We start from the raw sequence: 23,457 nt of genomic DNA on the forward strand, positions 1-23,457 counted from the left end.
TAATTTTTCTAAGCTAGATAAAATATTAATCATTTCAAATAATTAATATTTAAATTTTTCATTTGGATGACATTAGTCCTCTACAGATTTTAGTATAAATTTTGTCATATAAAAAATGGGTATTATCAAATTTTAATTGGAAATTAAGGAGGAAATTAATGGATAAGTCGAGTAATTAAATAGATCTTTTTAGTGCTTGGAAGAAAATGTCATTGAACAATATTGTCTGACTATTTGATTTAAACGTAAAGATTAGCTGAAAAATAACCAATTGTGAAAAAAACTTAAAAAATTCGTAAAATTTCTGATGGAAATTACAGTAAAAAGAAATAAAAACAGGTATTGTTCAGCTATATAGGGGCAAAAAATGGACAAAAATCTTTAAGGAAGAATTTTCTATTTTTGCTTGTTTGAAATGAAAATAAAAATACTCACAAGGTGCCTTTTATTCTCAATCAAACACAAAAGTATTCTTTGGTTCTTTTTTTGCATGCGGAATAACAATCAACAATAGCAGTAAAAATAAGCAATCTTTTAACATTAGGTGTTTTATGACAGATTCTCGTGAAAACTGGACGTCACGATCTGGTTTTATTATTGCAGCCGTTGGTTCGGCTGTAGGCTTAGGTAATATTTGGCGCTTTCCATACGTTGCTTATGAAAATGGTGGTGGTGCGTTTCTTATTCCTTATCTATTGGCACTCATTACTGCTGGTTTACCGTTACTATTTTTAGATTATGCGGTTGGTCATCGTAGTACTGGTTCACCTCCAAAAGCATATCGGGCCTTATTTAAAGGTGGAGAAACATTAGGTTGGTGGCAAGTTTGTGTCTGTATCATTATTGGTTTGTATTATGCGAGCGTTTTGACATGGGCAGGTAGTTACGTTTACTTCTCTATTGGTCAAATGTGGGGAAGTGATCCGGAAGGCTTCTTCTTTAATACCTATTTACAAACCTCAAAAGCGACTGGTTTTGATTTACAGTTTGTAAGTCATTTATTCTGGCCGATTGTTGGAATTTGGGCACTTACTTTAATCATTCTTTATGGTGGGGTGAAAAAGGGTGTGGAATTATCCAATAAAATTTTCATGCCATTATTATTCATTCTATTCACTATTTTGGTGATTCAGTCATTGCGTTTACCTGGTGCAGTTCAAGGTTTAAATGCATTCTTTACGCCAAACTGGTCAGCAATGATGGACTATAAAGTATGGTTAGCCGCATATGGTCATACTTTCTTTTCATTATCTGTTGGTTTCGGGATCATGGTTACCTATGCATCTTATTTAAAACCAAAAACGAATTTAACTGGCTCTGGCTTAATCGTTGGTTTTGCAAATGCATCAACTGAGATTTTGGCAGGGATTGGTATTTTTGCTGCTCTTGGTTTTATGGCACATGCAGCAGGTACTGATGTTAAAGATGTCGTGAGTGGCGGTATTGGATTAGCATTTATCGCATTCCCTAAAATTATTTCAAGCTTAGGCGCTGGGGCTGATTTATTTGGTCTTTTATTCTTCTCTTCACTTTTCGTCGCAGGTATTTCTTCGATGGTCAGTATTTTGGAAGTGCCTATTGCAGCAATGCAAGATAAGTTGAAATGGGGCCGTAAAAAAGCTGTAACGATTATTGGTGGTGGTAGTGCACTTGTATCAATTATTTTATTCTCAAGTGTAAATGCAATTAAGCTGGTTGATATTGTTGATCACTTTATTAATAACATCGGTATTATCGGTGGCGCATTAATATCAATTATTAGCGTAGCTTGGTTTAAACGTTCAGCTCTTAAAGAACTTAGTGACCATATAAATCGTATCTCAACCATTCAAGTGGGTAAGGGGTGGGATTTCACTTTAACGGTTATTACATCTTTAATCTTGTTAACGACACTCTGTATGACTGTTTTTAATTTGATCAAAAATGGCTATGATACTTATAGTATGAGCTTACAAGGTGTATTCGGCTGGGGCAGTGTGATTTTCTGTGCGGTCGTTGCAATCGTGCTAAGCAAAATGAAAGATCGCTAGGAGGATAAAATAATGAATACTTCGGCAATCGTGATGATGGTGATTTCGATGGTGTTTTTATGGGGTGGGTTGGCTTTATCCATTCTACATTTATCGAAACATCCTGAAGAGTTAGATGACGTTTTAGAAGATGTAAAAGATCAGCATACGCTTTGATGCTGATCAAATAAAAAGCAGGCTTAAAGCCTGCTTTTTTTATGCAATTTTTTGAATTTTACAATAATAAAATCCGTCGCCAGACTGCGCTTGTGGTAATAATTGTCGGCCATGAATTTGTTCAAGTCCCCAATTCGCTTCAATCTTAATTTCTTTTGCATCAGTATGTTCTGCAAAGAAATTTATCATCTGCTGTTCATTTTCAGCTTTTAAAACTGAACAGGTAATATAGAGCAATGTGCCTCCAACATTAAGCTGTTGCCACATGTGTTCCAAAATCTGCTTTTGCAGTTCAATCGTTTGAGTTATATCGCTAGATTGGCGCAATAGGCGTATGTCAGGATGACGACGAATAACGCCTGTAGCGGAGCAAGGTGCATCAAGCAAGATACAATCTACTGGTTCTGCGGGAACCCATTGGGTTGCATCGGCTGCCAAAATTTCTGTTTGACTTTGATCAAGTGCTAAGCGGTTTAAATTTTCAGTTACACGGATTAAACGATTCGAATCCTGGTCAATAGCAATGAGTTTAGTCGGTTTAAACTTTTCGAGTAAATGAGCTGTTTTTCCACCGGGAGCTGCACAGGCATCAATTACTGTTTTATTATTTAGATCTGGCAATAATGTTGCACATAGTTGAGCATGTTCATCTTGTACAGAAAGCCATCCCTCTTCAAAGCCGGGTAGCTGGGTAATTTGTACAGATTGTTCAAGAACAATACCTGCTTCAGACAGAGTACAAGCACGGGCCTGAATATCTAGACTTTGTAATTTTGCTAAATAAGCATCACGACCAATATGACGCTGGTTAACTCGCAAGGTTAAAGGTGCGACTTGTTTTAATGATTGACAAAGAGATTCAGTTTGTTCCCCCCAATCCTTTTTTAACCTTTTGAAAAGCCAACTTGGTAAGCCATGCGCTTGCTTTAAACCTTGCTGAAAATCATCAGTCTCACGAGTTGCTCGGCGCAAAATAGCATTCACAATACCGCCGAGCGCAGGAAATCCAAGCTGTTTGGTGGCATCTACTGTTTCTGATATGGCAGCGTGCGCTGCAATACGCGTGCATAAAACTTGATAAAGCCCAACATACAGACAGGTTTCAACAGTTTCATTATTTAAAGGTTTACTGAGTAAAGGTAGGCTAATTGATTTAAGAGCAAACCATTGGCGTAGCGTACCTAGAACAAGTTCATGAAATAGTGCGCGATCACGCTCTGCGACTTGATTCAGCTGTGTATTTAAAATACTAGCAAGTGATTGCCCTTGCTGAACTTTTAGTAACGTTTGGACGACTTGAGCACGTAGGTTAAAACGTGATGAATTTGAATTAACCTGACTCATGGCAGAATCTGTCCTACGTGAAGTTTTTGAGTTTGCGCTATTTGTTGAGCATTTAATGCCTTACCACCCGGCCACTGTACACTCGTCAAACAAACAAATGTATTTTCACCGCAAGCAACATGCACGCCTTGTTTATCAATTGCAATAATTTCACCAGCTTGGGCATCTGCTTTGCTTTGGCTAGAAACTAAAGAGTTCCAAACACGCAGTGCATTATTTTCATCGAGTTGAACAAAAGCGACTGGCCAAGGGTTGAACGCACGAATATTTCGGTCAAGTTGAACAGCATCATTTGACCAGTCAATACGAGCTTCTGATTTCACCAATTTGTGTGCATAGACAGTTAGGCTTTCGTCTTGGACTTCGCGTTCTGCCAAATATTTTTGTAGTGTTTCTTCTGACTCAAGTACGTCACAAATTGCTTCCGCACCTTGAGCTGCGAGTTTGTCATGTAAAGTCGCTGATGTATCTTCGGCTGTGATTGGACAGTAGGTTTTATACATCATATCGCCTGTATCTAAACCAGCAGCCATTTGCATGATTGTGATTCCGGTTTCTTTATCACCCGTTGCAATTGCACGCTGAATTGGTGCTGCACCGCGCCAACGTGGTAATAGTGAACCGTGAATATTTAAACAGCCATATTTAGGTGTATCGAGCACAGCTTGTGGAAGAATCAAGCCATAGGCTGCAACGACCATCACATCGGCACCTAAAGTTGCAAGTTCTTGTTGGGCTGCGAGCCCTTCTTCTGTAGATGCTTTAAAGTGAAGTGGTTGATAAACAGGGATACCATGTTCAAGCGCAAGCTGTTTTACAGGAGATGGCGTTAGTTTTTGTCCACGGCCTGCTTTACGATCTGGCTGGGTGTAAACGGCGATAATTTCATGGGAAGTTTTTAATAATGCCGCCAATGCTGTTGCAGCAAATTCGGGGGTGCCAGCAAAAATAATTTTCACAAATGCAATCCAAAAAGAGTTTATGGGTAGTATACGTGAAAAACGTTTGAAGCCCTAAACTCATGGCTATTGAGAGATTTGATTTTTAAATAGTGAACAAAAAATTATTCAAAAAATTTTATTGATAAAAAAAGGTTATGAAAAAATAAAAAATTATTCATGTAAGTTTTGCTAAATATTGACTGACTATTACTGTTCTTGGCTTTCCGAATATTATTTGCTTCTATAGAATGGAGAATGATCAAATTATGATGATGAGTCAATATTCCGACTGATCTAACGCTATATCAGTATCATTCAGCCAGAGTGGGAGAAATTCCGCTCAAGCACAACTTGTTGGAAACACTAATGCCTGACTATCGTTCAAAAACATCGACACACGGAAGAAATATGGCTGGCGCACGTGGCTTATGGCGTGCAACAGGAATGAAAGATGAGGATTTCGGCAAACCGATTATTGCGGTGGTCAATTCATTTACTCAATTTGTTCCGGGCCATGTACATCTTAAAGATTTAGGGCAACTAGTCGCAGCAGAAATTCAAGCGGCAGGTGGTGTTGCTAAAGAGTTTAATACGATTGCAGTAGATGATGGGATCGCGATGGGGCATGACGGCATGCTTTATTCATTACCATCACGTGATTTGATTGCTGACTCAGTTGAATACATGGTGAATGCACATTGCGCCGATGCAATGGTATGTATTTCTAACTGTGACAAAATTACTCCGGGAATGCTCATGGCTGCGATGCGCCTGAATATTCCAGTTGTTTTTGTGTCTGGCGGACCAATGGAAGCGGGCAAGGTCAAGTTCCGTGGTAATGAAAAAGCGATTGACCTTGTTGATGCAATGGTTGTTGCGGCTGATGAAAGTTATACAGACGAAGAAGTTGAAGAATTTGAACGTTCAGCATGTCCAACATGTGGTTCATGTTCAGGTATGTTTACTGCAAACTCAATGAACTGTTTAACCGAAGCTTTAGGTCTATCTTTACCGGGTAATGGTTCGATTGTTGCGACACATGCAAATCGCAAAAAACTATTCTTAAAAGCAGGCCAACTTATTGTTGAATTGGCTAAGCGCTATTACGAACAAGAAGATGCAAGTATTTTACCTCGTTCAATTGCAACCAAGGCTGCGTTTAAAAATGCGATGACCCTTGATATTGCAATGGGTGGTTCAACCAATACGGTTCTGCATTTATTGGCCGCGGCAAGTGAAGCAGAAGTTGACTTTACCATGGACGATATCGACGAGTTGTCACGTCGAGTTCCTGTACTGTCTAAAGTAGCGCCTGCGAAACAAGACGTTCACATGGAAGATGTTCACCGTGCTGGCGGTATTATGGCCATTTTGGGTGAGCTTGACCGTGCGAAGTTACTTGATGTATCAGTACCAACTGTACACGAGAAAACTTTAAAAGATGCATTAGATAAGTGGGATATTATTCGTACTGAAGATGCAGATGTATATGAGTTCTATCGCTCATCTCCAGGTGGTGTTCCAACTCAAGTTGCATTCTCTCAAAACCGTTATTATGCAACTTTAGATGGCGATCGTGAAAAAGGCGTTATTCGCAATGCAGAACATGCATTCTCTAAAGATGGTGGTTTAGCAGTTCTATACGGCAACATCGCGCTTGATGGCTGTATTGTAAAAACTGCGGGTGTAGATGAATCGATCTTGAAATTTACGGGCACAGCGCGTGTATTTGAGAGCCAAGATGCTGCTGTAGATGCAATCTTGGGTCATGATATTAAAGCTGGCGATGTTGTTGTGATTCGTTACGAAGGCCCACGTGGTGGTCCGGGTATGCAGGAAATGCTTTACCCAACCAGCTACCTTAAATCGAAAGGTTTAGGAAAAGATTGTGCATTGGTGACAGATGGTCGTTTCTCTGGTGGTTCATCAGGTCTTTCAATTGGACATGTTTCGCCAGAAGCTGCTGAAGGTGGTGCAATTGGTTTGGTAGAAGATGGTGACACCATTGAAATCGATATTCCAAATCGTACCATCCACTTAAACGTTGATGATGCGACTATGGCGCACCGTCGTACAGTTCAAGAAGCGAAAGGCTGGCATCCGAAAGAAGAACGTAAACGTAAGGTATCAAAAGCGTTAAAAGTTTATGCAATGCATACAACAAGTGCAGCGAAAGGAGCTGTACGCGTTCTATAAAATATTCAATTTTATTAATTGAATAGAAACTATGCATCCATTTGCACGATAAATTATTATCATGCTGATGGGTGCATTTTTTACATCTGTTCGAAAAAATAGGCTTGTAGATGAGGGTGTTGCAAGTCATTCTATGGGTTTGCCATAAAATGATGATAAAATCTTCACCGATGCAGGAATACGTGCAATAACATGATCTTTGTTCTGTGTAAGCAGAGCTCATCAGCATTTTGTATATGAAGTTTCTGCGGTACTTTGTACTGCGATCAAAGCAGTTTTTTGGTCTTGCTTAGGATTTATTTTTTAGAGGCTCTACTCTCATGTCACTGCTACGCCGTTGGTTTGACCCTATCCGATCGAGTTGGTTTTACCAAAAACCTTCACGTCAAGCGGTGTTACCCACGGAAAATGGTTTAAGTATTTATTTACGACTTGATGATGTGTATAGCTATTTAGCTGTTCAGCAACTGTCTCAGCTTGATGAGATTTTAAGTGATGAACTTAAGCCCTTAAAAATTATTATTTCCCATACGGCTTCTGAACCTCCGAATGGTATGTCGCATGAAGAATGGCAAAATTATTGTTTGAATGATGCCAAAATATTAGCCAAACAACATCGTTTTGCTTTTGATGAATTTCCAGAAATCCCAAGCCAAGAATCTTTAAAACAAGCCGCCGTCATATTAAAAAGAACCCCATTACAAGGTCAGAATTTCTTACATTTACTTGAAGATATTTTTCACATGCTTTGGCAGCAGCAATACGGAAAGCTGCGTACTTTACATGCCATGGCAGTTAAACATCAGCTTCCTCAACATTTTTCAGAACGTATTTTTACGGATGAGCCTGTGCCGGCAGCTTACTTTGAATTTGGTGGGCGTAAATATCATGCAGTAGATGATTTATTACGTTTAACCCGTCGTCTAAAACAGCAAAAGTTACTGACTGGCAATCCGATCTTTTTAATTAATCACATCGAATGGCGTGAACATTTAATTAATGATGCTGAGGCACTTACCGAAATTCAGACACTTCATCCTGAACTTGATTTATATATTGCCTTAGAAGATCCAATGAGTTGGCTGTTGCTTGCTTATATTAAGGAAGAACTGGCTGATTATTATGATATTCAATTAAAAGTTTACCCTTTAAGCTACCAAGGCCGAGACTGGTTTGATTGGAGTTTGGCAACACGTGTTTCTAAACGAACAGATGTCGCTTTTACTCCTTTTTGCCGCCCTACCGAAGAAAGTGCGCTTGAAATGGCAAAGCTTTTCTATAGTGTGCAGGAAAATCAGCAAATCGATACGGTTTTTACGATCTTGCAGGCCGTTTGGACAAAAGGCAAAGATTTATCTTTCCAAAAGCATTTCCAAGAATTACAGCATCAGCTGGGAATTGAGCAGTTAACCGAGCAGGATGTGCCAGCTGTTTTGGCACAAAATGATGCTTTTTGCAAAGATAAGCATCAGCCTGATTTGCCAGTTCTAGAGTTACGTATTGATGGGCAAAGTTATGTATTTAATAGCTTGTACCGCGTTTGGATGATTGAAAGTATTTTTAGTAATGTTTTAGAAGAAAAATACAAAACGGCCTCAACTTCTAATTGAGGCCTACTCCTAAAAACAAGAATAGGGCAAACCTGTTTTTTTTCCGTAGCATAACCATGTAGGGAATCGGAGATAAACAGTGACTTTTTTAGTAATTATTATGATGGTGTTTGCCTTTGCTGGCATGATTAAAGGCATGATCGGTTTAGGGTTGCCCGCAGTATCGATGGGCTTACTCACCATCGCAATGAGTCCTTTTCAAGCAGCCTCTTTACTCATTGTTCCTTCAATGGTCACCAATGTTTGGCAGCTTTTTGCTGAAGGACATGTCTGGGCTTTTATTCGCCGTTTCTGGACCTTACTCGTAGGCATTGTGGTCGGTTCAATATGGAGTTTTCTACCGACTTTAAGTCAAAGTCATGGGCACAGTAGTGAGATTTTATTGGGCTGTATGTTGGCCTTATATGGCCTTTATGGACTGTGTGTCAAAAAGCTTCCACATTTAGGGAAACATGAGCGCTGGTTATCGCCGATTATTGGATATATTGGTGGGGCAGTGACCGTAGCAACAGGCGTTATTATTATTCCGATTGTTCCTTATTTGCAGTCTTTGCATTTAAAACGTGACGAGTTGGTTCAGGCTTTGGGATTAACCTTTACGGTGTCTACCATTTGTCTTGCCGTCTTTTTACACCATAACCCGATGTCGGGAGTAACACTGGACTATCGTTTATCTTTTGCTGCGTTGGTGGCGGCACTTGTTGGAATGTGGTTAGGTAAAAAAATTCGCTATCGACTCAACGAGCAGTTATTTCGTCGTATCTTTTTTATAGGTTTGGTGTCATTAGGGCTTTATATGATTTTGCATTAAGCCGTTTTTTCAGGACGATGCTGCAATAAAAAATCTGCAAAGTGTTGGTAACTGCTAGGCAGCTGGTTGAAGTTTTGTGTGGCTAAAAGTAGTTTTCGGTTTGCCCATGCACCGAGTAATTGGATCGAATGAAAATCATAATCTGATTGCAAACGCTGTGCAGCACGAGCTGGCATAATCGCAATTCCTACGCCTTTGGTGACTACCTCAGCAATTGCGCCAAAATTAGGTAAACGCAAACGGTACTGTATGTTAAAGCCTAGTAATTTAGCTTGGGTTTCGATGGACTGTTGCAAAGAGTGATGGGGTTTAAGGCCAATAAAACCATAGCTTAGAGCCTCTACCAAATTCAGCTCTTGGTATTGAGCTAACTCATGTGTAGCGGGGCAAATCAGAACTAAAGGATCACTCGCAAATTCCTTAGTTTGCAAATGTCGGGTATCAAAAAAACTTGAGACTAGACCGAGACTCGCAATTCCTTGGGTTAACGCATCTACAATTTCTGAGCTTTCTGCCTCATGTAAATCAATATTCATTTCGGGATGAAGCACCAGATATTGCGGTAATAACGTAGGCAAATATTCACTTTGAGCAGAAGAATTACACCAAAGCGTTAATGCCTCTGTGGTAGGGTGCCTAAACCGCTGCATTTCTTGTTCGAGTTGATCTTTTTGTGCTAAAAGCTGACGAGCATGTTCTACAAAAGCATGTCCAGCTGTGGTGAGTTCTACCCCAGTGGTTTGGCGAATAAATAAGGGTGTCTCAAAATATTGTTCGAGTTTTTTTATACGCTCGCTCGCTGCTTGAAGTGAAATCGCAGAGCGGTCTGCACCTTTGGTTAGGCTACCAGTCGAGACAATATGAAGAACCAACTGTAAATCAAAAAAATCAAAACGCATGATAGGAACGTATTGAAACGCAAAAATTCATCATACTAAATCGTAATGAAAAAAGGCAGCTTACGCTGCCTTTTTGAATTTAGGTTTTATCTTTTAAACTAAACAACCAATTTAAAATAATGGCCGCAAATGTTGCTGTACCAATGCCACCTAAATTGAAATTACCAAACATTAATTCAAAATTTCCGGCACCTAAAATAATCGTCACAGAAGCAACAATCAGGTTTTTATTGTTAGAAAAATCAACTTTGTTTTCAATCCAGATTTTTGCACCTGCAATGGTAATTAAACCAAACACAACAATAGATGCACCTGTTAAGACAGCACTTGGAATCGTACTAATTACCGCGCCAAATTTTGGAGATAAACCCAAGAAAATGGCGAAGACACCAGCAATCACAAAAACAATGGTTGAATAGACACGAGTGACTGCCATGACTCCAATGTTTTCGCCGTAAGTGGTCATCCCCGGTGCGCCAACACTACCAGAAAGAGTGGTTGCCAAACCATCTGCAACGAATGCTTTGCCTAATTGTGGCGTCAGGTTTTCACCAGTCATTGCACCAACAGCTTTAATATGGCCTAAGTTTTCTGCTACTAAAATAAGCGCAACTGGCGCAATAATTAGCATTGCTTTGGTATCAAAAGTAGGATGTGAAAAGCTTGGGATACCGAACCATGCAGCCTGTGAGATCTGGCTAAAATCGATTGGTTTACCAAAACCTAGCCCATTGGTGGTGATGGCATAAATTGCATACGCCAAAATTAAACCGACCAATAGAAGCAGACGTTGCAATAAGCCACGAGTAAAGACTGCGATACTACCCATACAAAGTACGGTAATTAAAGCCATCCACATTTCAAATGGTTGGCCTGCAACACCTTTAATGGTAACGGGTGCGAGGTTTAGACCAATAATCATCACAATGGCGCCAGTCACCACAGGCGGCATGAGTTTTTCGATCCAGCGTGTACCCGTAAGCATCACAATAAAACCGATAATGGCATAAAACACACCACATGCTACGATTCCGCCTAAAGCCATCGAAAGGTTTGGATTTGCACCTGAACCTGTAATATGTCCAGTTGCTGCTGCAACCACACCAATAAATGCAAAACTTGAGCCTAAGTAACTCGGAACACGGCCACCCGTAATTAAAAAGAACAGGATGGTACAGATACCAGACATTAAAATGGCAAGGTTAGGATTAAAGCCCATGAGTAAAGGTGCTAAAACAGTTGCTCCAAACATGGCAAACGCATGTTGAATACCTAAAATAGCACTCTGAACTGGGGGGAGATATTCGTTGGTAGAGACCGGTCGGTGGTCAATATCACCTTGGTAAGGCTGCCATTTTGGAAACCAATTGGACATAAAATAAGCTCGTTATTCTTTAATTGGTGCCATGATACTCTTTCTTGAGAGTGCATTTAATCTCTAGAGAGAAGTATGTTAGTGAAAAGTAATTATTTTTTAACGATTGGTATAATTTTATGAATTCTAAATATAAGGAATTAGTTATTTTTTTCTCATAAAGACTAATTTTTTGATTTTAAAAAAATATTCAAAAAAATAGAAAATCGAGGAAAATTTAAGAAAAATAGAGAATTTTGCAAGTAAAAAGCAGTACATCAAGATGCACTGCCTTGTTAAACAATTGGTAAAATTAGCTTAGCCCGTATTACGTAAACCAGCAGCAATACCCGCAATACTCACCATAAGTGCATGGTCAACAGGCGTGTTCTCTGCCTGACGCTCAGCAAGATAATCACGGCGGCGTTTCATGAGTTCAGCCTGTAAAAGATGCAAAGGAAGTAAGTACGGTTTACGAACCTGCATTGATTGATCAAGAACTTCGTTGTTACTAAGAAGCTTTGATTCATCTTTCAATTTAAGGAGCGTTTCAACAGCATCTTTTAAGCGCTGACGTAATTGATTACCGAGCACTTTTAAATCTTCATCTTCAGTCAAATGAGACTCGTAATAGAGTGCAATGTTGGCATCGGATTTAGACAATACCATTTCCAGCATATCAATAAGCGTCTGGAAATAAGGCCATTGCTGGAGCATTTCATCAAGTGTTGCTTTTTGCTGATCGGCAATCACTTCATTAATTGCTGCACCAGTACCTAGCCATGCTGGTAGCATCAAACGGATTTGAGTCCATGCAAATACCCATGGAATCGCACGTAAAGACTCGATACCACCACTCACTTTACGTTTTGCTGGACGTGAGCCTAATGGCAACATTTGTAATTCAAGTTCAGGCGTAACGGTCCGTAAGTACTTCACAAAATGTGGATTTTCACGCACTGTCTGGCGATAAACCTTTACAGAATGATCTGTCATACGGTTCATGATTTCACGCCACTCGGCTTTAGGCTCTGGTGGCGGTAATAAAGTCGCTTCGAGAGTTGCAGCGGTATAGATTTCAAGGTTTTGCATGGCAATCCCTTCTAAACCGAACTTGAAGCGAATCATTTCTCCTTGTTCTGTGACACGGATTGCACCAGAGATAGAACCCGGCGGCTGTGAAAATAGTGCCTGTTGTGTTGGAGCACCACCACGACTAATTGAACCACCACGGCCGTGGAATAGCGTTAACTGTACACCGTGTTTTTGAGCAATTGCGGTCAGTTCTTCTTGAGCACGATATTGCGCCCAGTTAGCTGACATAAAACCGGCATCTTTTGCAGAGTCGGAGTAACCGATCATCACTTCATGTTTACCCTGAATGTGCTGTTTATACCAATGCATATTGAACAGCGTATTCATGGTTGTTGCAGCGCCATCTAAATCTTTTAAAGTTTCAAACAGAGGAACTACACGTAGAGGGTGCTGAATACCTGCTTCTTTTTGCAATAGCAACACAGCTAAAACATCACTTGGATATTCAGCCATCGAAATAATATAAGCCCCTAAAGACTCAGGCGGTTGGTCTGCCAAAGTACGCATGGTTGCAAATACTTCTTGGACATCTGGGTGTCCAATCAAACTGCCTTCAGGTTCATTAATATATTTCGGTAAAAGCGGGCGCTTGCTCTGTAATTCCTGAATCAGGAAGTTTTGGCGCGCTTGTTCAGTCCACGATTCAAAATTACCTAAACCTAAATATTCGGTAATTGCTGAAATCGCTTGGCGATGACGACCTGATTCTTGGCGAATGTCGAGTTTAAGTAGTTCAATACCAAAACAGTTCACACGATAAATAAAGTCGAGGAGTTGACCATTCGCAATTTCAGGTAAGTTACTGTCGATTAAAGAGCGATAACAAAGCAATAGGGGTTGTAAAAGCTCATCTTTGCTTTTAATGACATTGCTGTCGTCTGCTTCTAAGCCTTGTAAGCGCTGTGCTAACCAGTGGCGAGTCGCTTTTAAGCGTTCGCGTGTAGCACGTAAATATTCGCGATAAGGCTCTGCATGTTGGTTACCAATAGCCTGAATCATTTCTTCAGAACAGGTTTGGATTGAAAGTTCCCAACGTAAGTTTTCGATATCTCTTAGGTAAAGGTCAGCAGCTTGCCAGCGTGATAACCACAGCACTTCTTGGGTAATTTGGTGAGTAACATTTGGGTTGCCATCGCGGTCTCCGCCCATCCAAGAAGCAAAGCGTACCGGCGCAATGTTAAGGGGTAAGTTTTGTTGGCAATTATCTTGAACCAACTCATTTAACTCACGAATAAATTTAGGTACTGCGTTCCAAAGTGTTTGTTCAATGGTTGCAAAGCCCCATTTTGCTTCATCAACAGGGGTCGGGCGGTGCTGGCGAATTTCATCTGTTTGCCATGCCGAACTGATTTGTTGCTTTAAGTTGGCAAGTGCATTTTGTCGTTCGCGTGGAGTAAGTTTTTGCTGATCAAGCTGTGAAAGACAAGCATTGATATCATCATATTTTTGAATGAGGGTACGACGGCTGACTTCGGTTGGGTGCGCCGTAAGTACCAATTCAATATTAAGATCACAAATTTGCTGAAACAGTTTTTCTGTCGAGATACTTTTGTCTTTAAATTTTTGAAATAGGTGAACAAGCGGATTTGGAGAATTAGCCTCCGAATCAAACTCTGCCTGTCTGCGGCTACGCACTACATGGTATTGCTCGGCAATATTGGCAAAATTTAAAAAATGAGAAAAAGCGCGGGTAAGAGGTAATAGCTCTTCATCGGGCAATTCTAAAAATAATTGTTCTAATTGCTTTTCGGCTTCAGCTTGACCATCACGTGCACCTTTGGCAAGCGCACGGATTTGCTCGATCTGATTAAACAGTTCTTGTCCTGCATGTTGTTTTAGGGTTTCACCTAACAAATTGCCAAGTAAACGGACATCCTCACGCAGTGGCGCATCGATTTGCTGAACCATGCTATTTTCTCCTGTTCTTATTCTTATCGAATATAGCGCGATTAACAAACATTCCAAGCTTTGAGCGTAAGAAAATGTGAATTTTTGCTTAAAAAATAACATTTAATTCGCTTATTGCATCTTAAAAGTAGACATGCACTCAGTGCAACTTTTGGCAATCGGACTTTGGTTTAATTCCGATATTTGAGCAAAAATAAATGAATTGCATCTCTAATAATTTGTTCTAGCTCTTCTGCATTAGGTACGGCAATAATTCTAAGTAGAACCTTATGGTGACGTACACCAAGCAACAAAGTTAAAAGAAGCTCTGTTTGATAAATTGGATCATCGGCGTGGATAAAACCTAATTCAGCTGCTTTTTGGAAGAATGCGGCTAACTGATTTTGAAGTCGTGTATGCGATGCATCAAAAAACTGTTCAGCTAAAGGGCTTTGTTCTGCTGCGAGCTCAAATAATACATGTTCCAGCTTTAATGCTTCAGGTGAATAAATAATCTGCAAAGCGTGTGAACAGACAATAAAGAGTGCTTGATAAAAGTCTACCGATGCATCTAATTCAAATTGTTTAGGATTCAGTGTCTCTTCACAAGTTTGCGTAATTGCACAGATAAACAGGTTTGCTTTGTCTTGAAAGTGGTTATACACCGTGAGTTTAGTGACACCTGCTTCCTGTGCAATCTGGTTCATGCTGGTACCGTGATAGCCAGATTTTAAAAAAATAGCTTTCGCGGCTTGTAAGATACGAGCACGTTTTTCCAGATCTTTGGGGCGACCACTTTGATTAACTGTTTGCACAAAATCCTCTGATAAAAATTTAAAAAGATAGCAATTTATAAGTTTTTCTTTAATTAATGTACCCATGGGTATATTAATTAAAAAATAAACAATTTATGATGCAAGCATATTGTGCCTTAAAAAATCAGTTTGAATAAGAGCGATAAGATATGAATCTGTTAAAACCTCTCATCATGAGTATGGTGATTGTTTGTACGGTCACATTAATGGGGTGTAGTAAAGAAGCTCCCAAAACAGAAGAAATACCCTATGTGATGGTGGCCCAACCCTTAACCACTCTCAATGAACAAAAAAGCTATGCAGGGGATGTGCAGGCCAGACAGCAAACAGCTTTAGCATTTCGGGTCGGTGGACAGGTTACAGCACGTTACGTGGATGTAGGTGATCGAGTTAAAGTCGGACAAGTTTTAGCAAAGCTTGACGTAGCAGATGCTCAGCTACAATTAAATGCCGCTAAAGCCCAACTGGACAATGCACAGGCTTCAGCAAAAACAGCAGCAGACGAACTTAAACGTTTTCAGCAATTATTGCCGATTAATGCGGTAAGTCGTTCGCAATTCGATACGGTAAAAAATCAATATGACGCTGCGCAAGCGGCTCTACAGCAAGCTCGTTCTAATTATGAAGTTTCTGCAAACCAAACTGGTTATAACCAACTCGTTTCTAATAAAAACGGGGTAATTACTGCACGAAACATTGAGATTGGACAAGTGGTTGCTGCGGGGCAAGCGGCTTATCAACTGGCCATTGATGGAGAGCGTGAAGTTGTCATTGGTGTGCCAGAACAAGCGGTTTCCGAGATCAAAGTTGGCCAAGCAGCTTGGGTGACGTTATGGTCTAAACCGAATGACCGATTTGCTGGTTATGTGCGTGAAGTTTCCCCAGCGGCGGATCAGTCTCGTACATTTACGGTCAAAGTTGCACTCAAAGAAGGTCAATCTGCTATTCAGCTTGGACAAAGTGCACGCGTATTTTTTAGCTCGACTCAAACCAATGTGATGAGCGTGCCACTTTCGAGTGTTTCAGCAACAGATAATCAACCTTATGTGTGGGTGGTTAATGCGAACCAGACTTTGCGTAAAGTACCTGTAACGATTGGTGCATATGGCAAAGATAGTGTACCTGTGTTATCAGGCTTGGCTCCAAATGATTGGGTTGTGATTGGCGGCGTACATTTGCTACGTGATAAACAGAAGATTCATCCGATTGATCGTGAAAACCGTGGGGTGAAAATTCAGGGAGCAACCCAGCCATGAAATTCAATCTCTCGGAATGGGCATTAAATAATAAAGGCATTGTCCTTTATTTTATGCTGTTGCTTGGCATTATCGGTGCAATCTCTTATTCAAAATTATCACAAAGTGAAGATCCACCATTTACCTTCAAGGTCATGGTGGTGCAGACCTACTGGCCTGGGGCGACTGCCAAAGAAGTTTCTACTTTAGTTACGGACCGTATCGAAAAGGAACTCATGACAACAGGGCAGTATGACAAGATTATGGCTTACTCCCGTCCGGGTGAGTCGTTGGTCACTTTTGTAGCGAAGGATTCACTTACTTCTGACAAGATTCCTGATGTTTGGTACAACGTTCGTAAGAAGGTAAATGATATACGCCATGAACTACCAAACGGTGTACAAGGTCCATTTTTCAATGACGAATTTGGAGACACTTACGGCAATATTTATGTACTGACAGGCAAAGACTTTGACTATGCACTTCTTAAGGAATATGCAGATCGTTTGCAATTACAGCTTCAACGTGTCAAAGATGTCAGTAAGGTCGAACTCATTGGTCTGCAAGATCAAAAAATCTGGATTGAGATTTCTAACACCAAAGCGGTACAGCTTGGCATTCCAGTTACAGCGATTCAAGATGCCTTACAAAAGCAAAATAGTATGGCAAGTGCAGGTTTTTTTGAAACGGGCACAGACCGCATCCAGATTCGGGTAAGTGGTCATTTACAAAACATTGATGAAATTAAGAAAATGCCTTTACTGGTAGGTGATAAAACCATTCAACTCGGAGATGTCGCTGATGTCTATCGTGGTTTTAGTCAACCTGCTCAGCCACGTATGCGCTTCATGGGTGAAAATGGCATTGGTATTGCTTTATCAATGCGTAAGGGCGGCGACATTATTGCCTTAGGTAAAAATCTCGACACAGAATTTGCCCAACTGCAAAAAACTTTGCCTTTAGGCATGAAGCTTCAAAAAGTTTCTGACCAACCTGTAGCAGTACAACGCAGTATTCATGAGTTTATAAAGGTACTCGCTGAAGCAGTTATTATTGTCTTGTTAGTGAGTTTTTTCTCTTTAGGTTTCCGTACAGGATTGGTTGTCGCTTTTTCTATTCCTTTAGTTTTAGCAATGACTTTTGCGGGGATGAATCTATTCGATGTCGGACTACATAAGATTTCACTGGGTGCCTTGATTCTGGCGCTAGGTCTGTTAGTCGATGACGCCATTATTGCTGTCGAGATGATGGCAATTAAGATGGAGCAGGGTTATAGCCGAATTAAAGCCGCCGGCTTTGCGTGGAAAACAACAGCATTTCCGATGCTCACCGGAACACTGATTACTGCGGCTGGTTTCTTACCGATCGCTACAGCTCAGTCTGGTACAGGTGAATACACTCGCTCTATCTTTCAGGTGGTAACGATTGCCTTATTAGTCTCTTGGGTTGCAGCAGTTTTATTCGTACCTTATTTAGGCGAAAAGCTATTACCCGATTTTACTAAAACAGGTGATCAAGCACCTTGGTATGTCCGTTTATGGGCGAGGTTAACCAAAAAACCGCAACCGCAAACTGTGGCCATTTCACAGGACCATCACTACGATCCTTATCAATCTAATTTCTATTTACGTTTTAGAAAGATGGTCGAGTTTTGTGTGACTTACCGTAAAACCGTAATTGCGACGACGGTGGGTGTTTTTGTGCTATCTGTGCTGATGTTTAAGATAGTGCCTCAGCAGTTTTTCCCACCATCGAATCGTGCCGAGATTTTAGTCGATTTAAAACTTGAAGAAGGTGCTTCTTTAACAGCGACTGAACAAGCTGTGAAAAAGGTTGAAAAATTCCTGTCTAAACAAAAAGGTATTGATAACTATGTGGCATATGTCGGTACAGGGTCACCACGTTTTTATTTACCGTTAGACCAGCAATTACCGCAAGCCAGCTTTGCACAGTTTGTTGTACTCGCATCATCGCTTGATGATCGTGATGAAATTCGACGCTCGTTAGACAAACAAATTAGACAATTGCTGCCGCAAGTTCGTACTCGCGTGTCATTACTGGAGAATGGCCCTCCTGTTGGTTATCCATTGCAATATCGTGTGTCGGGTGAAGATCAAAATCTAGTCCGTCAAGAAGCACAGAAAGTCGCTAAACTGATTAGCGAAAACCCGAATACCACCAATGTGCATTTAGATTGGGGTGAGCCGAGTAAGATTATTTCAATTCAAATTGACCAAGATCGTGCTCGACAAATGGGTGTCTCTAGTGTCGATTTAGCAAATTTCATTAATGCATCAATTACAGGTAGTGCGATTGAGCAATATCGTGAAAAGCGTGAACTCATCGAAATCCGTTTACGCGGCGATCAGAGCGAACGAGTTGAAGTGGCTTCTCTGGCAAGTTTAGCTGTACCAACGAACAACGGAACGACTGTGCCTTTAGCTCAAATCGCTAAAATTGAGTATAAGTTTGAAGATGGTTTAATTTGGCATCGTAACCGCTTACCGACCATTACTGTTCGCGCAGATATCCGTACTCAATTACAGCCAGCGACTGTTGTTGGCGAGTTAGCTGAATCAATGGATAAGTTACGTGCTGAATTACCAAGTGGTTATCTGGTTGAAGTTGGTGGAACTGTAGAAGAGTCTGCACGTGGGCAAAATTCCGTTAATGCGGGTATGCCACTGTTCTTGGCTGTGGTTATGACATTACTGATGATTCAGCTCAAAAGCTTATCACGCGCGACTATTGTGTTGTTAACAGCTCCGCTTGGTTTAATTGGTGTGGTTTTATTCTTGCTCCTATTTAACAAACCATTTGGCTTTGTGGCCATGTTGGGCACAATTGCACTCTCTGGGATGATCATGCGTAACTCGCTTATTTTGATTGATCAAATTGAACAAGACAGGCAAGCAGGACATCCAACATGGGAGGCGATTATTGAGGCGACAGTGCGTCGATTCCGCCCGATTATTTTGACTGCATTAGCCGCGGTTTTGGCCATGATTCCACTTTCACGAAGTATTTTCTTTGGTCCGATGGCAGTTGCGATCATGGGCGGCTTGATTGTTGCCACCTTACTGACATTATTTTTCTTACCTGCGCTCTACGCAGCGTGGTTTAAGGTGAAAAAAACCGCATAAAATACATAAATTTTTTGTGAATAAAGGTGCGAAATATTGAAAACTCCAATATAGTAGCACCTGTCTTTACACAAAAAATACAGGATTATTTCACTGCATAAAAAATAGGCTAAGTGCAGTGAATTGAGGTGAAATACAGATGGGGCAAGACCATATCGAACAGCATCGCCGTTATATAGTAATTTCTTATGCGTTCATGTTTCTTGCATTGTTTACGGTTATTTTTGCGGCCTTTGCTTATTTGGTCGCTCGTAAAGTGGCGGTTGTAGATAATGCAGAAGTTTGGATTCATGCGCATGCACTATGGATTATGCGAAACGGGATTCTATTTCTTTGTATGGCAATTTTTGCTGTGGTCTGGTTTATTCCGCTCTTCTTTTTTGCATGGGACAGTAACCTCTGGGTAACCGCCTCTACGGTTGCTGGTGTGGTATTTAGCGCTATTGCGTGGTTATTTCTATTAAATGCATGGTTAAAAGGCTTGTCTAAATATTTAAAAAATAAGGCAGTTTTTTAATATATCTATTTTTTAAACATTTTACCCTTGTAAATTCGGCTAAAGCCCCCCATTTAGTCGGCAATAGAGTATTGATAAAATTCCGTGAGGAGCACCGCCAAAAATGGCTAAACGTGATTATTATGAGGTTTTAGGCGTTTCAAAAACCGCAAGTGATGATGAGATCAAAAAAGCCTACCGTAAATTGGCGATGAAATATCATCCTGATAGAAACCCTGACAATGCCGAAGCTGAAGAGAAATTTAAAGAAGCTGCTGAAGCTTATGAAGTTTTATCGGACAGCGAAAAGCGTAGCATGTACGATCGCATGGGTCATAATGCGTTCGAAGGCGGCTTTGGCAGCGGCGGCGGTGGCTTTGGTGGATTTAGTGCCGAAGACATTTTCAGCCAGTTCGGTGATATCTTCGGTGGTGCATTCGGTGGTGGTGGACGTCAACAGCGTCAACGTCGCGGATCAGATCTACGCTATGTAATGGAACTTACCCTTGAAGAAGCTGTAAAAGGGGTGAAAAAAACCATTACCTTTACTGCTCCAGCACCTTGTGATGTGTGTGATGGTAAAGGTTCAAAAAATCCAAAAGATGTTGAAACTTGTAAAACTTGTCATGGTTCAGGACAAGTACGTATGCAGCAAGGTTTCTTCTCTGTACAACAAACATGTGGTACTTGTCGTGGCCAAGGTAAAATTATTAAAAACCCTTGCCAGGCATGTCATGGTTCAGGTGTAGCTGATCGCCAGCAAACGTTGGAAGTTACAATTCCAGCGGGTGTAGATAATGGTGACCGCGTACGTTTGAGTGGTAAAGGCGAAGCAATTCGTGATGGCCAATCAGGTGATTTATACGTTGAAGTCGTTGTTCGTGAACACGAAATTTTCCAACGTGATGGTGCCGATCTTTATATGGACGTACCAGTAAGCATTGCTGATGCTGCACTTGGTAAAGAAATTGAAATTCCAACTTTGGAAGGTCGCGTTAGCTTGAAAATTCCTGAGGGAACTCAAACAGGTAAATTATTCCGTTTACGTGGCAAAGGTGTTCGTCCAGTACGTAGCAGCATGGTAGGTGATTTACTCTGCCGTATTGTGGTAGAAACACCAGTCAACTTAAATTCTCGTCAACGTGAATTACTTAAAGAGTTGCAAGCTTCTTTTGATGGCGAAGACAGTGCTTCTTCACCGAAGAAAAAATCATTCTTTGATCGTTTGTTCGATTAATAGTTGATTAGATAAGAAATTAAAAAGAAGGCGGATATTGATAAAATATCCGCCTTTTTATTGCGCTGATTCATCTTATTATTTTTATTCTGCTTAAAAGAAAATTACGTCTGCTTACTCTGTAGGATGAGCAACATCAATATCATTAACGCTTACAGTCGGTTCGCTAGAAGCAAAAGTAGGAGCATTTTCGATCACTGATGCAGCTACTGCTTCTGCCTGTACAGCTACTTTCGGTGCCTCTGCTGCTGTTTCGCCAATAATCGGGTCAATATCTTCAACTTTAACGTCAGTGTTGGCATCAGTTGCTACAGTTTGAGCTGTAGGTGTTGCTGTTTGAGTGCTTACGTTAGTGGTAATACGTGCTTTAGATAAGCTTTCTAAGGTGTCTCCTGGCTGGATTGCAGGCTCTGCAAATGCCATTGGACTCATAATCCCCATCATCACGGTAAAGCCAATAATTCTCGAATGCATGCTGAACTCCTTATAGTCATCTTTTTTTCATTCGTGGCCCGTAGTGTGCAGATCAATTCTTTAACTTTTGTGAAAACAGCTTAAATTTCAGTTCATCTCAAAAAATAATTTTTACTTTTTATCGTGAGCAAAGAGTTTTGATATAGTAGACAAATTACGTAAAACAGAAGATTGGGAAGGATTATGTCAGCAGCTCCACGCATTGGTATTTTAGGTGCAGGCGGTCGTATGGGCCGTACGCTTATTCAAGCAGTTCAACAAGCAGGCTATCAATTAGCTGCTGCGGTAGAGCGTCCGGAAAGTAGTTTGGTGGGCACTGACGCTGGTGAGCTTGCTGGTATTGGTTCAGTGGGTGTGAAGGTTTCAGGAAGCTTGGCCGATGTTCTGAAAGATTGCGATGTAATCATTGATTTTACTGCACCAGTTGCAACTGCTCAGCATTTGAAGCTTTGCCGTGAAGCTGGGGTTGCCATGGTTATTGGTACAACAGGTATGTCAGATGAGCAAAAAACTGAATTAGACGAAGTTGCCACTCATACACCTGTGGTTTACGCAGCGAACTATTCAGTAGGTGTAAATGTATCAATCAAGTTACTTGAGCTTGCAGCAAAAGTATTTGGCGATACAGTAGATATTGAAGTGATTGAAGCTCATCACCGTCATAAAGTAGATGCGCCGTCAGGTACAGCGTTAATGATGGGTGAAGCGATTGCAGATACTTTAGGCCGTAACCTAAAAGAAGTTGCTGTTTATGGCCGTGAAGGGCACACAGGTCCGCGTGAACGTCAAACGATTGGTTTTGAAACCATTCGTGGGGGCGATATTGTTGGTGAGCACACTGTGATGTTCATTGGTGAAGGTGAGCGCGTTGAAGTGACTCATAAAGCAACGAATCGTATGAACTTTGCTGCTGGTGCAGTGCGAGCTGCTGCATGGGTTGTGGGCCGTGAAGCGCGTAAATATGACATGAAAGATGTTTTAGGATTGAACGACGTACAGGTTTAAAACCCTGTCCGTATTCCATGTGTAGCGAGAAAAACAAGATAGAGCAGAACATGAATAAAAAACAAATTGCCTTGACCACTCTTCTTTGCTTAAGCAGCCTCTGGACGGGGGCTGCTTCTACGGAAAAAGCTAAACTCAGCTTAGACCGTAATAATATTAAAGTCTGGACCTATCAAAAGACTGATAATCCAGTCTTTCAATATAAGGCTGAAACGACTTTTGATGTGCCACTTGAACGCGCTGTTGCTGTGATTCTAGATGTAAATCGTGCCGATCAGTGGGTACCTTATATGGGCAAGGTTCAGATGTTGTCTCAAGATGAGAAAAAGGGTGAATTCACACTCTATATGCTATTAGATTTTCCATTTCCTCTAAAAGATCGCGATGTGGTCGTGAAAGGAAAAATGAGTAAAGCAGCCAATGGCTTAATTACCATTAAGAATACAGCGATTAATAGTAATTATCCGATACAACCTGATGTCGTGCGCTTAACACGCTATGAAGGGGATTGGACCTTCCAGAAATTAGCAAATAACAAAGTTAAAGTAACCACAAGTGGTTATGCTGATCCGGCTGGTGCGATTCCGCTGAGCTTCGTAAATATGTTTGTTCAACAGCAACCTTACCAGATGTTGCTGAAAATGAAGCGGGAAGTGACGAGTCCGATTTACGAGCAACCCAAGTTACCAGAAATTTTAAAATAAATAGCTTAAAAAAAAGCGCCTGAGA

18 protein-coding genes are annotated in these 23,457 nt (G+C 40.8%); 11 read left to right on the forward strand and 7 right to left on the reverse strand.

The features are described 5' to 3' along the window. Window positions 1-551: 551 nt before the first annotated feature. Both K6I41_RS00105 and K6I41_RS00110 read left to right on the forward strand, forming a co-directional pair. Entirely contained in the window at window positions 552-2,030 is a 1,479-nt protein-coding gene (locus tag K6I41_RS00105) for a sodium-dependent transporter (RefSeq protein WP_005300319.1), read from the forward strand. Window positions 2,031-2,042: 12 nt separating this feature from the next. Further along, window positions 2,043-2,186, forward strand: coding sequence for a methionine/alanine import family NSS transporter small subunit (locus K6I41_RS00110; protein WP_004790262.1), 144 nt, complete (start codon window positions 2,043-2,045; stop codon window positions 2,184-2,186). A gap of 39 nt (window positions 2,187-2,225) precedes the next feature. Here K6I41_RS00110 and rsmB read toward each other — a convergent pair whose 3' ends face one another. Beyond that, a complete protein-coding gene (gene rsmB, locus K6I41_RS00115; protein WP_192454696.1) occupies window positions 2,226-3,530 on the reverse strand; it encodes a 16S rRNA (cytosine(967)-C(5))-methyltransferase RsmB in 1,305 nt (434 codons plus the stop codon). Then, a complete protein-coding gene (gene fmt / locus K6I41_RS00120) occupies window positions 3,527-4,489 on the reverse strand; it encodes a methionyl-tRNA formyltransferase (protein WP_192454695.1) in 963 nt (320 codons plus the stop codon). Before fmt ends, rsmB begins: the two co-directional genes overlap by 4 nt. 348 nt (window positions 4,490-4,837) lie before the next feature. Here fmt and ilvD point away from each other — a divergent pair, with 348 nt between their 5' ends. The 3 genes from ilvD (at window position 4,838) to K6I41_RS00135 (ending at window position 9,088) form a co-directional block, all read left to right on the forward strand. Further along, on the forward strand, window positions 4,838-6,667 hold the full coding sequence (gene ilvD, locus K6I41_RS00125; protein WP_034590616.1) for a dihydroxy-acid dehydratase: 1,830 nt from the start codon (window positions 4,838-4,840) through the stop codon (window positions 6,665-6,667). 320 nt (window positions 6,668-6,987) lie between these two features. After that, window positions 6,988-8,277 (forward strand): hypothetical protein, encoded by a 1,290-nt coding sequence (locus K6I41_RS00130; RefSeq protein WP_151828092.1) that lies wholly within the window; start codon window positions 6,988-6,990, stop codon window positions 8,275-8,277. Between the two features lie 79 nt (window positions 8,278-8,356). Next, window positions 8,357-9,088: a sulfite exporter TauE/SafE family protein gene (locus K6I41_RS00135; protein WP_223115594.1), complete on the forward strand. Its 732-nt coding sequence runs from the start codon at window positions 8,357-8,359 to the stop codon at window positions 9,086-9,088. On the opposite strand, the gene K6I41_RS00140 is transcribed toward K6I41_RS00135, so the two are convergent. The 4 genes from K6I41_RS00140 to K6I41_RS00155 form a co-directional block, all read right to left on the reverse strand. Next, entirely contained in the window at window positions 9,085-9,987 is a 903-nt protein-coding gene (locus tag K6I41_RS00140) for a LysR family transcriptional regulator (protein WP_250374979.1), read from the reverse strand. The two genes, K6I41_RS00135 and K6I41_RS00140, sit on opposite strands and share 4 nt — an antisense overlap. A gap of 79 nt (window positions 9,988-10,066) precedes the next feature. Further along, window positions 10,067-11,362, reverse strand: a complete 1,296-nt coding sequence (locus tag K6I41_RS00145) for a solute carrier family 23 protein (RefSeq protein ID WP_004790247.1) — start codon at window positions 11,360-11,362, stop codon at window positions 10,067-10,069. A 297-nt stretch (window positions 11,363-11,659) separates the two neighbouring features. Continuing rightward, window positions 11,660-14,344, reverse strand: a complete 2,685-nt coding sequence (gene ppc, locus K6I41_RS00150) for a phosphoenolpyruvate carboxylase (protein ID WP_049837589.1) — start codon at window positions 14,342-14,344, stop codon at window positions 11,660-11,662. Window positions 14,345-14,514: 170 nt separating this feature from the next. Continuing rightward, entirely contained in the window at window positions 14,515-15,138 is a 624-nt protein-coding gene (locus K6I41_RS00155; RefSeq protein WP_250374980.1) for a TetR/AcrR family transcriptional regulator, read from the reverse strand. Between the two features lie 149 nt (window positions 15,139-15,287). Here K6I41_RS00155 and K6I41_RS00160 point away from each other — a divergent pair, with 149 nt between their 5' ends. From K6I41_RS00160 to dnaJ, 4 genes are all read left to right on the forward strand, one after another. Next, on the forward strand, window positions 15,288-16,394 hold the full coding sequence (locus K6I41_RS00160; protein WP_005300346.1) for an efflux RND transporter periplasmic adaptor subunit: 1,107 nt from the start codon (window positions 15,288-15,290) through the stop codon (window positions 16,392-16,394). Continuing rightward, complete coding sequence (locus tag K6I41_RS00165) at window positions 16,391-19,516, forward strand: efflux RND transporter permease subunit (protein WP_250374981.1); 3,126 nt, start codon at window positions 16,391-16,393, stop codon at window positions 19,514-19,516. Before K6I41_RS00160 ends, K6I41_RS00165 begins: the two co-directional genes overlap by 4 nt. 139 nt (window positions 19,517-19,655) lie before the next feature. Continuing rightward, window positions 19,656-20,033: a hypothetical protein gene (locus K6I41_RS00170; RefSeq protein WP_004790237.1), complete on the forward strand. Its 378-nt coding sequence runs from the start codon at window positions 19,656-19,658 to the stop codon at window positions 20,031-20,033. A gap of 103 nt (window positions 20,034-20,136) precedes the next feature. After that, on the forward strand, window positions 20,137-21,249 hold the full coding sequence (gene dnaJ, locus K6I41_RS00175; RefSeq protein WP_250374982.1) for a molecular chaperone DnaJ: 1,113 nt from the start codon (window positions 20,137-20,139) through the stop codon (window positions 21,247-21,249). A 114-nt stretch (window positions 21,250-21,363) separates the two neighbouring features. Here the strand turns inward: dnaJ and K6I41_RS00180 are convergent, their stop codons facing one another. Next, window positions 21,364-21,723: a hypothetical protein gene (locus tag K6I41_RS00180; protein ID WP_250374983.1), complete on the reverse strand. Its 360-nt coding sequence runs from the start codon at window positions 21,721-21,723 to the stop codon at window positions 21,364-21,366. Window positions 21,724-21,906: 183 nt separating this feature from the next. Here K6I41_RS00180 and dapB point away from each other — a divergent pair, with 183 nt between their 5' ends. Continuing rightward, window positions 21,907-22,728, forward strand: a complete 822-nt coding sequence (gene dapB / locus K6I41_RS00185) for a 4-hydroxy-tetrahydrodipicolinate reductase (protein ID WP_250374984.1) — start codon at window positions 21,907-21,909, stop codon at window positions 22,726-22,728. 50 nt (window positions 22,729-22,778) lie between these two features. Next, window positions 22,779-23,432, forward strand: coding sequence for an START domain-containing protein (locus K6I41_RS00190; RefSeq protein WP_005300357.1), 654 nt, complete (start codon window positions 22,779-22,781; stop codon window positions 23,430-23,432). Window positions 23,433-23,457: the final 25 nt, after the last annotated feature.

This window comes from Acinetobacter sp. AS23 (genome assembly GCF_023612055.1).
Classification (GTDB): Bacteria; Pseudomonadota; Gammaproteobacteria; order Pseudomonadales; family Moraxellaceae; genus Acinetobacter; species Acinetobacter oleivorans.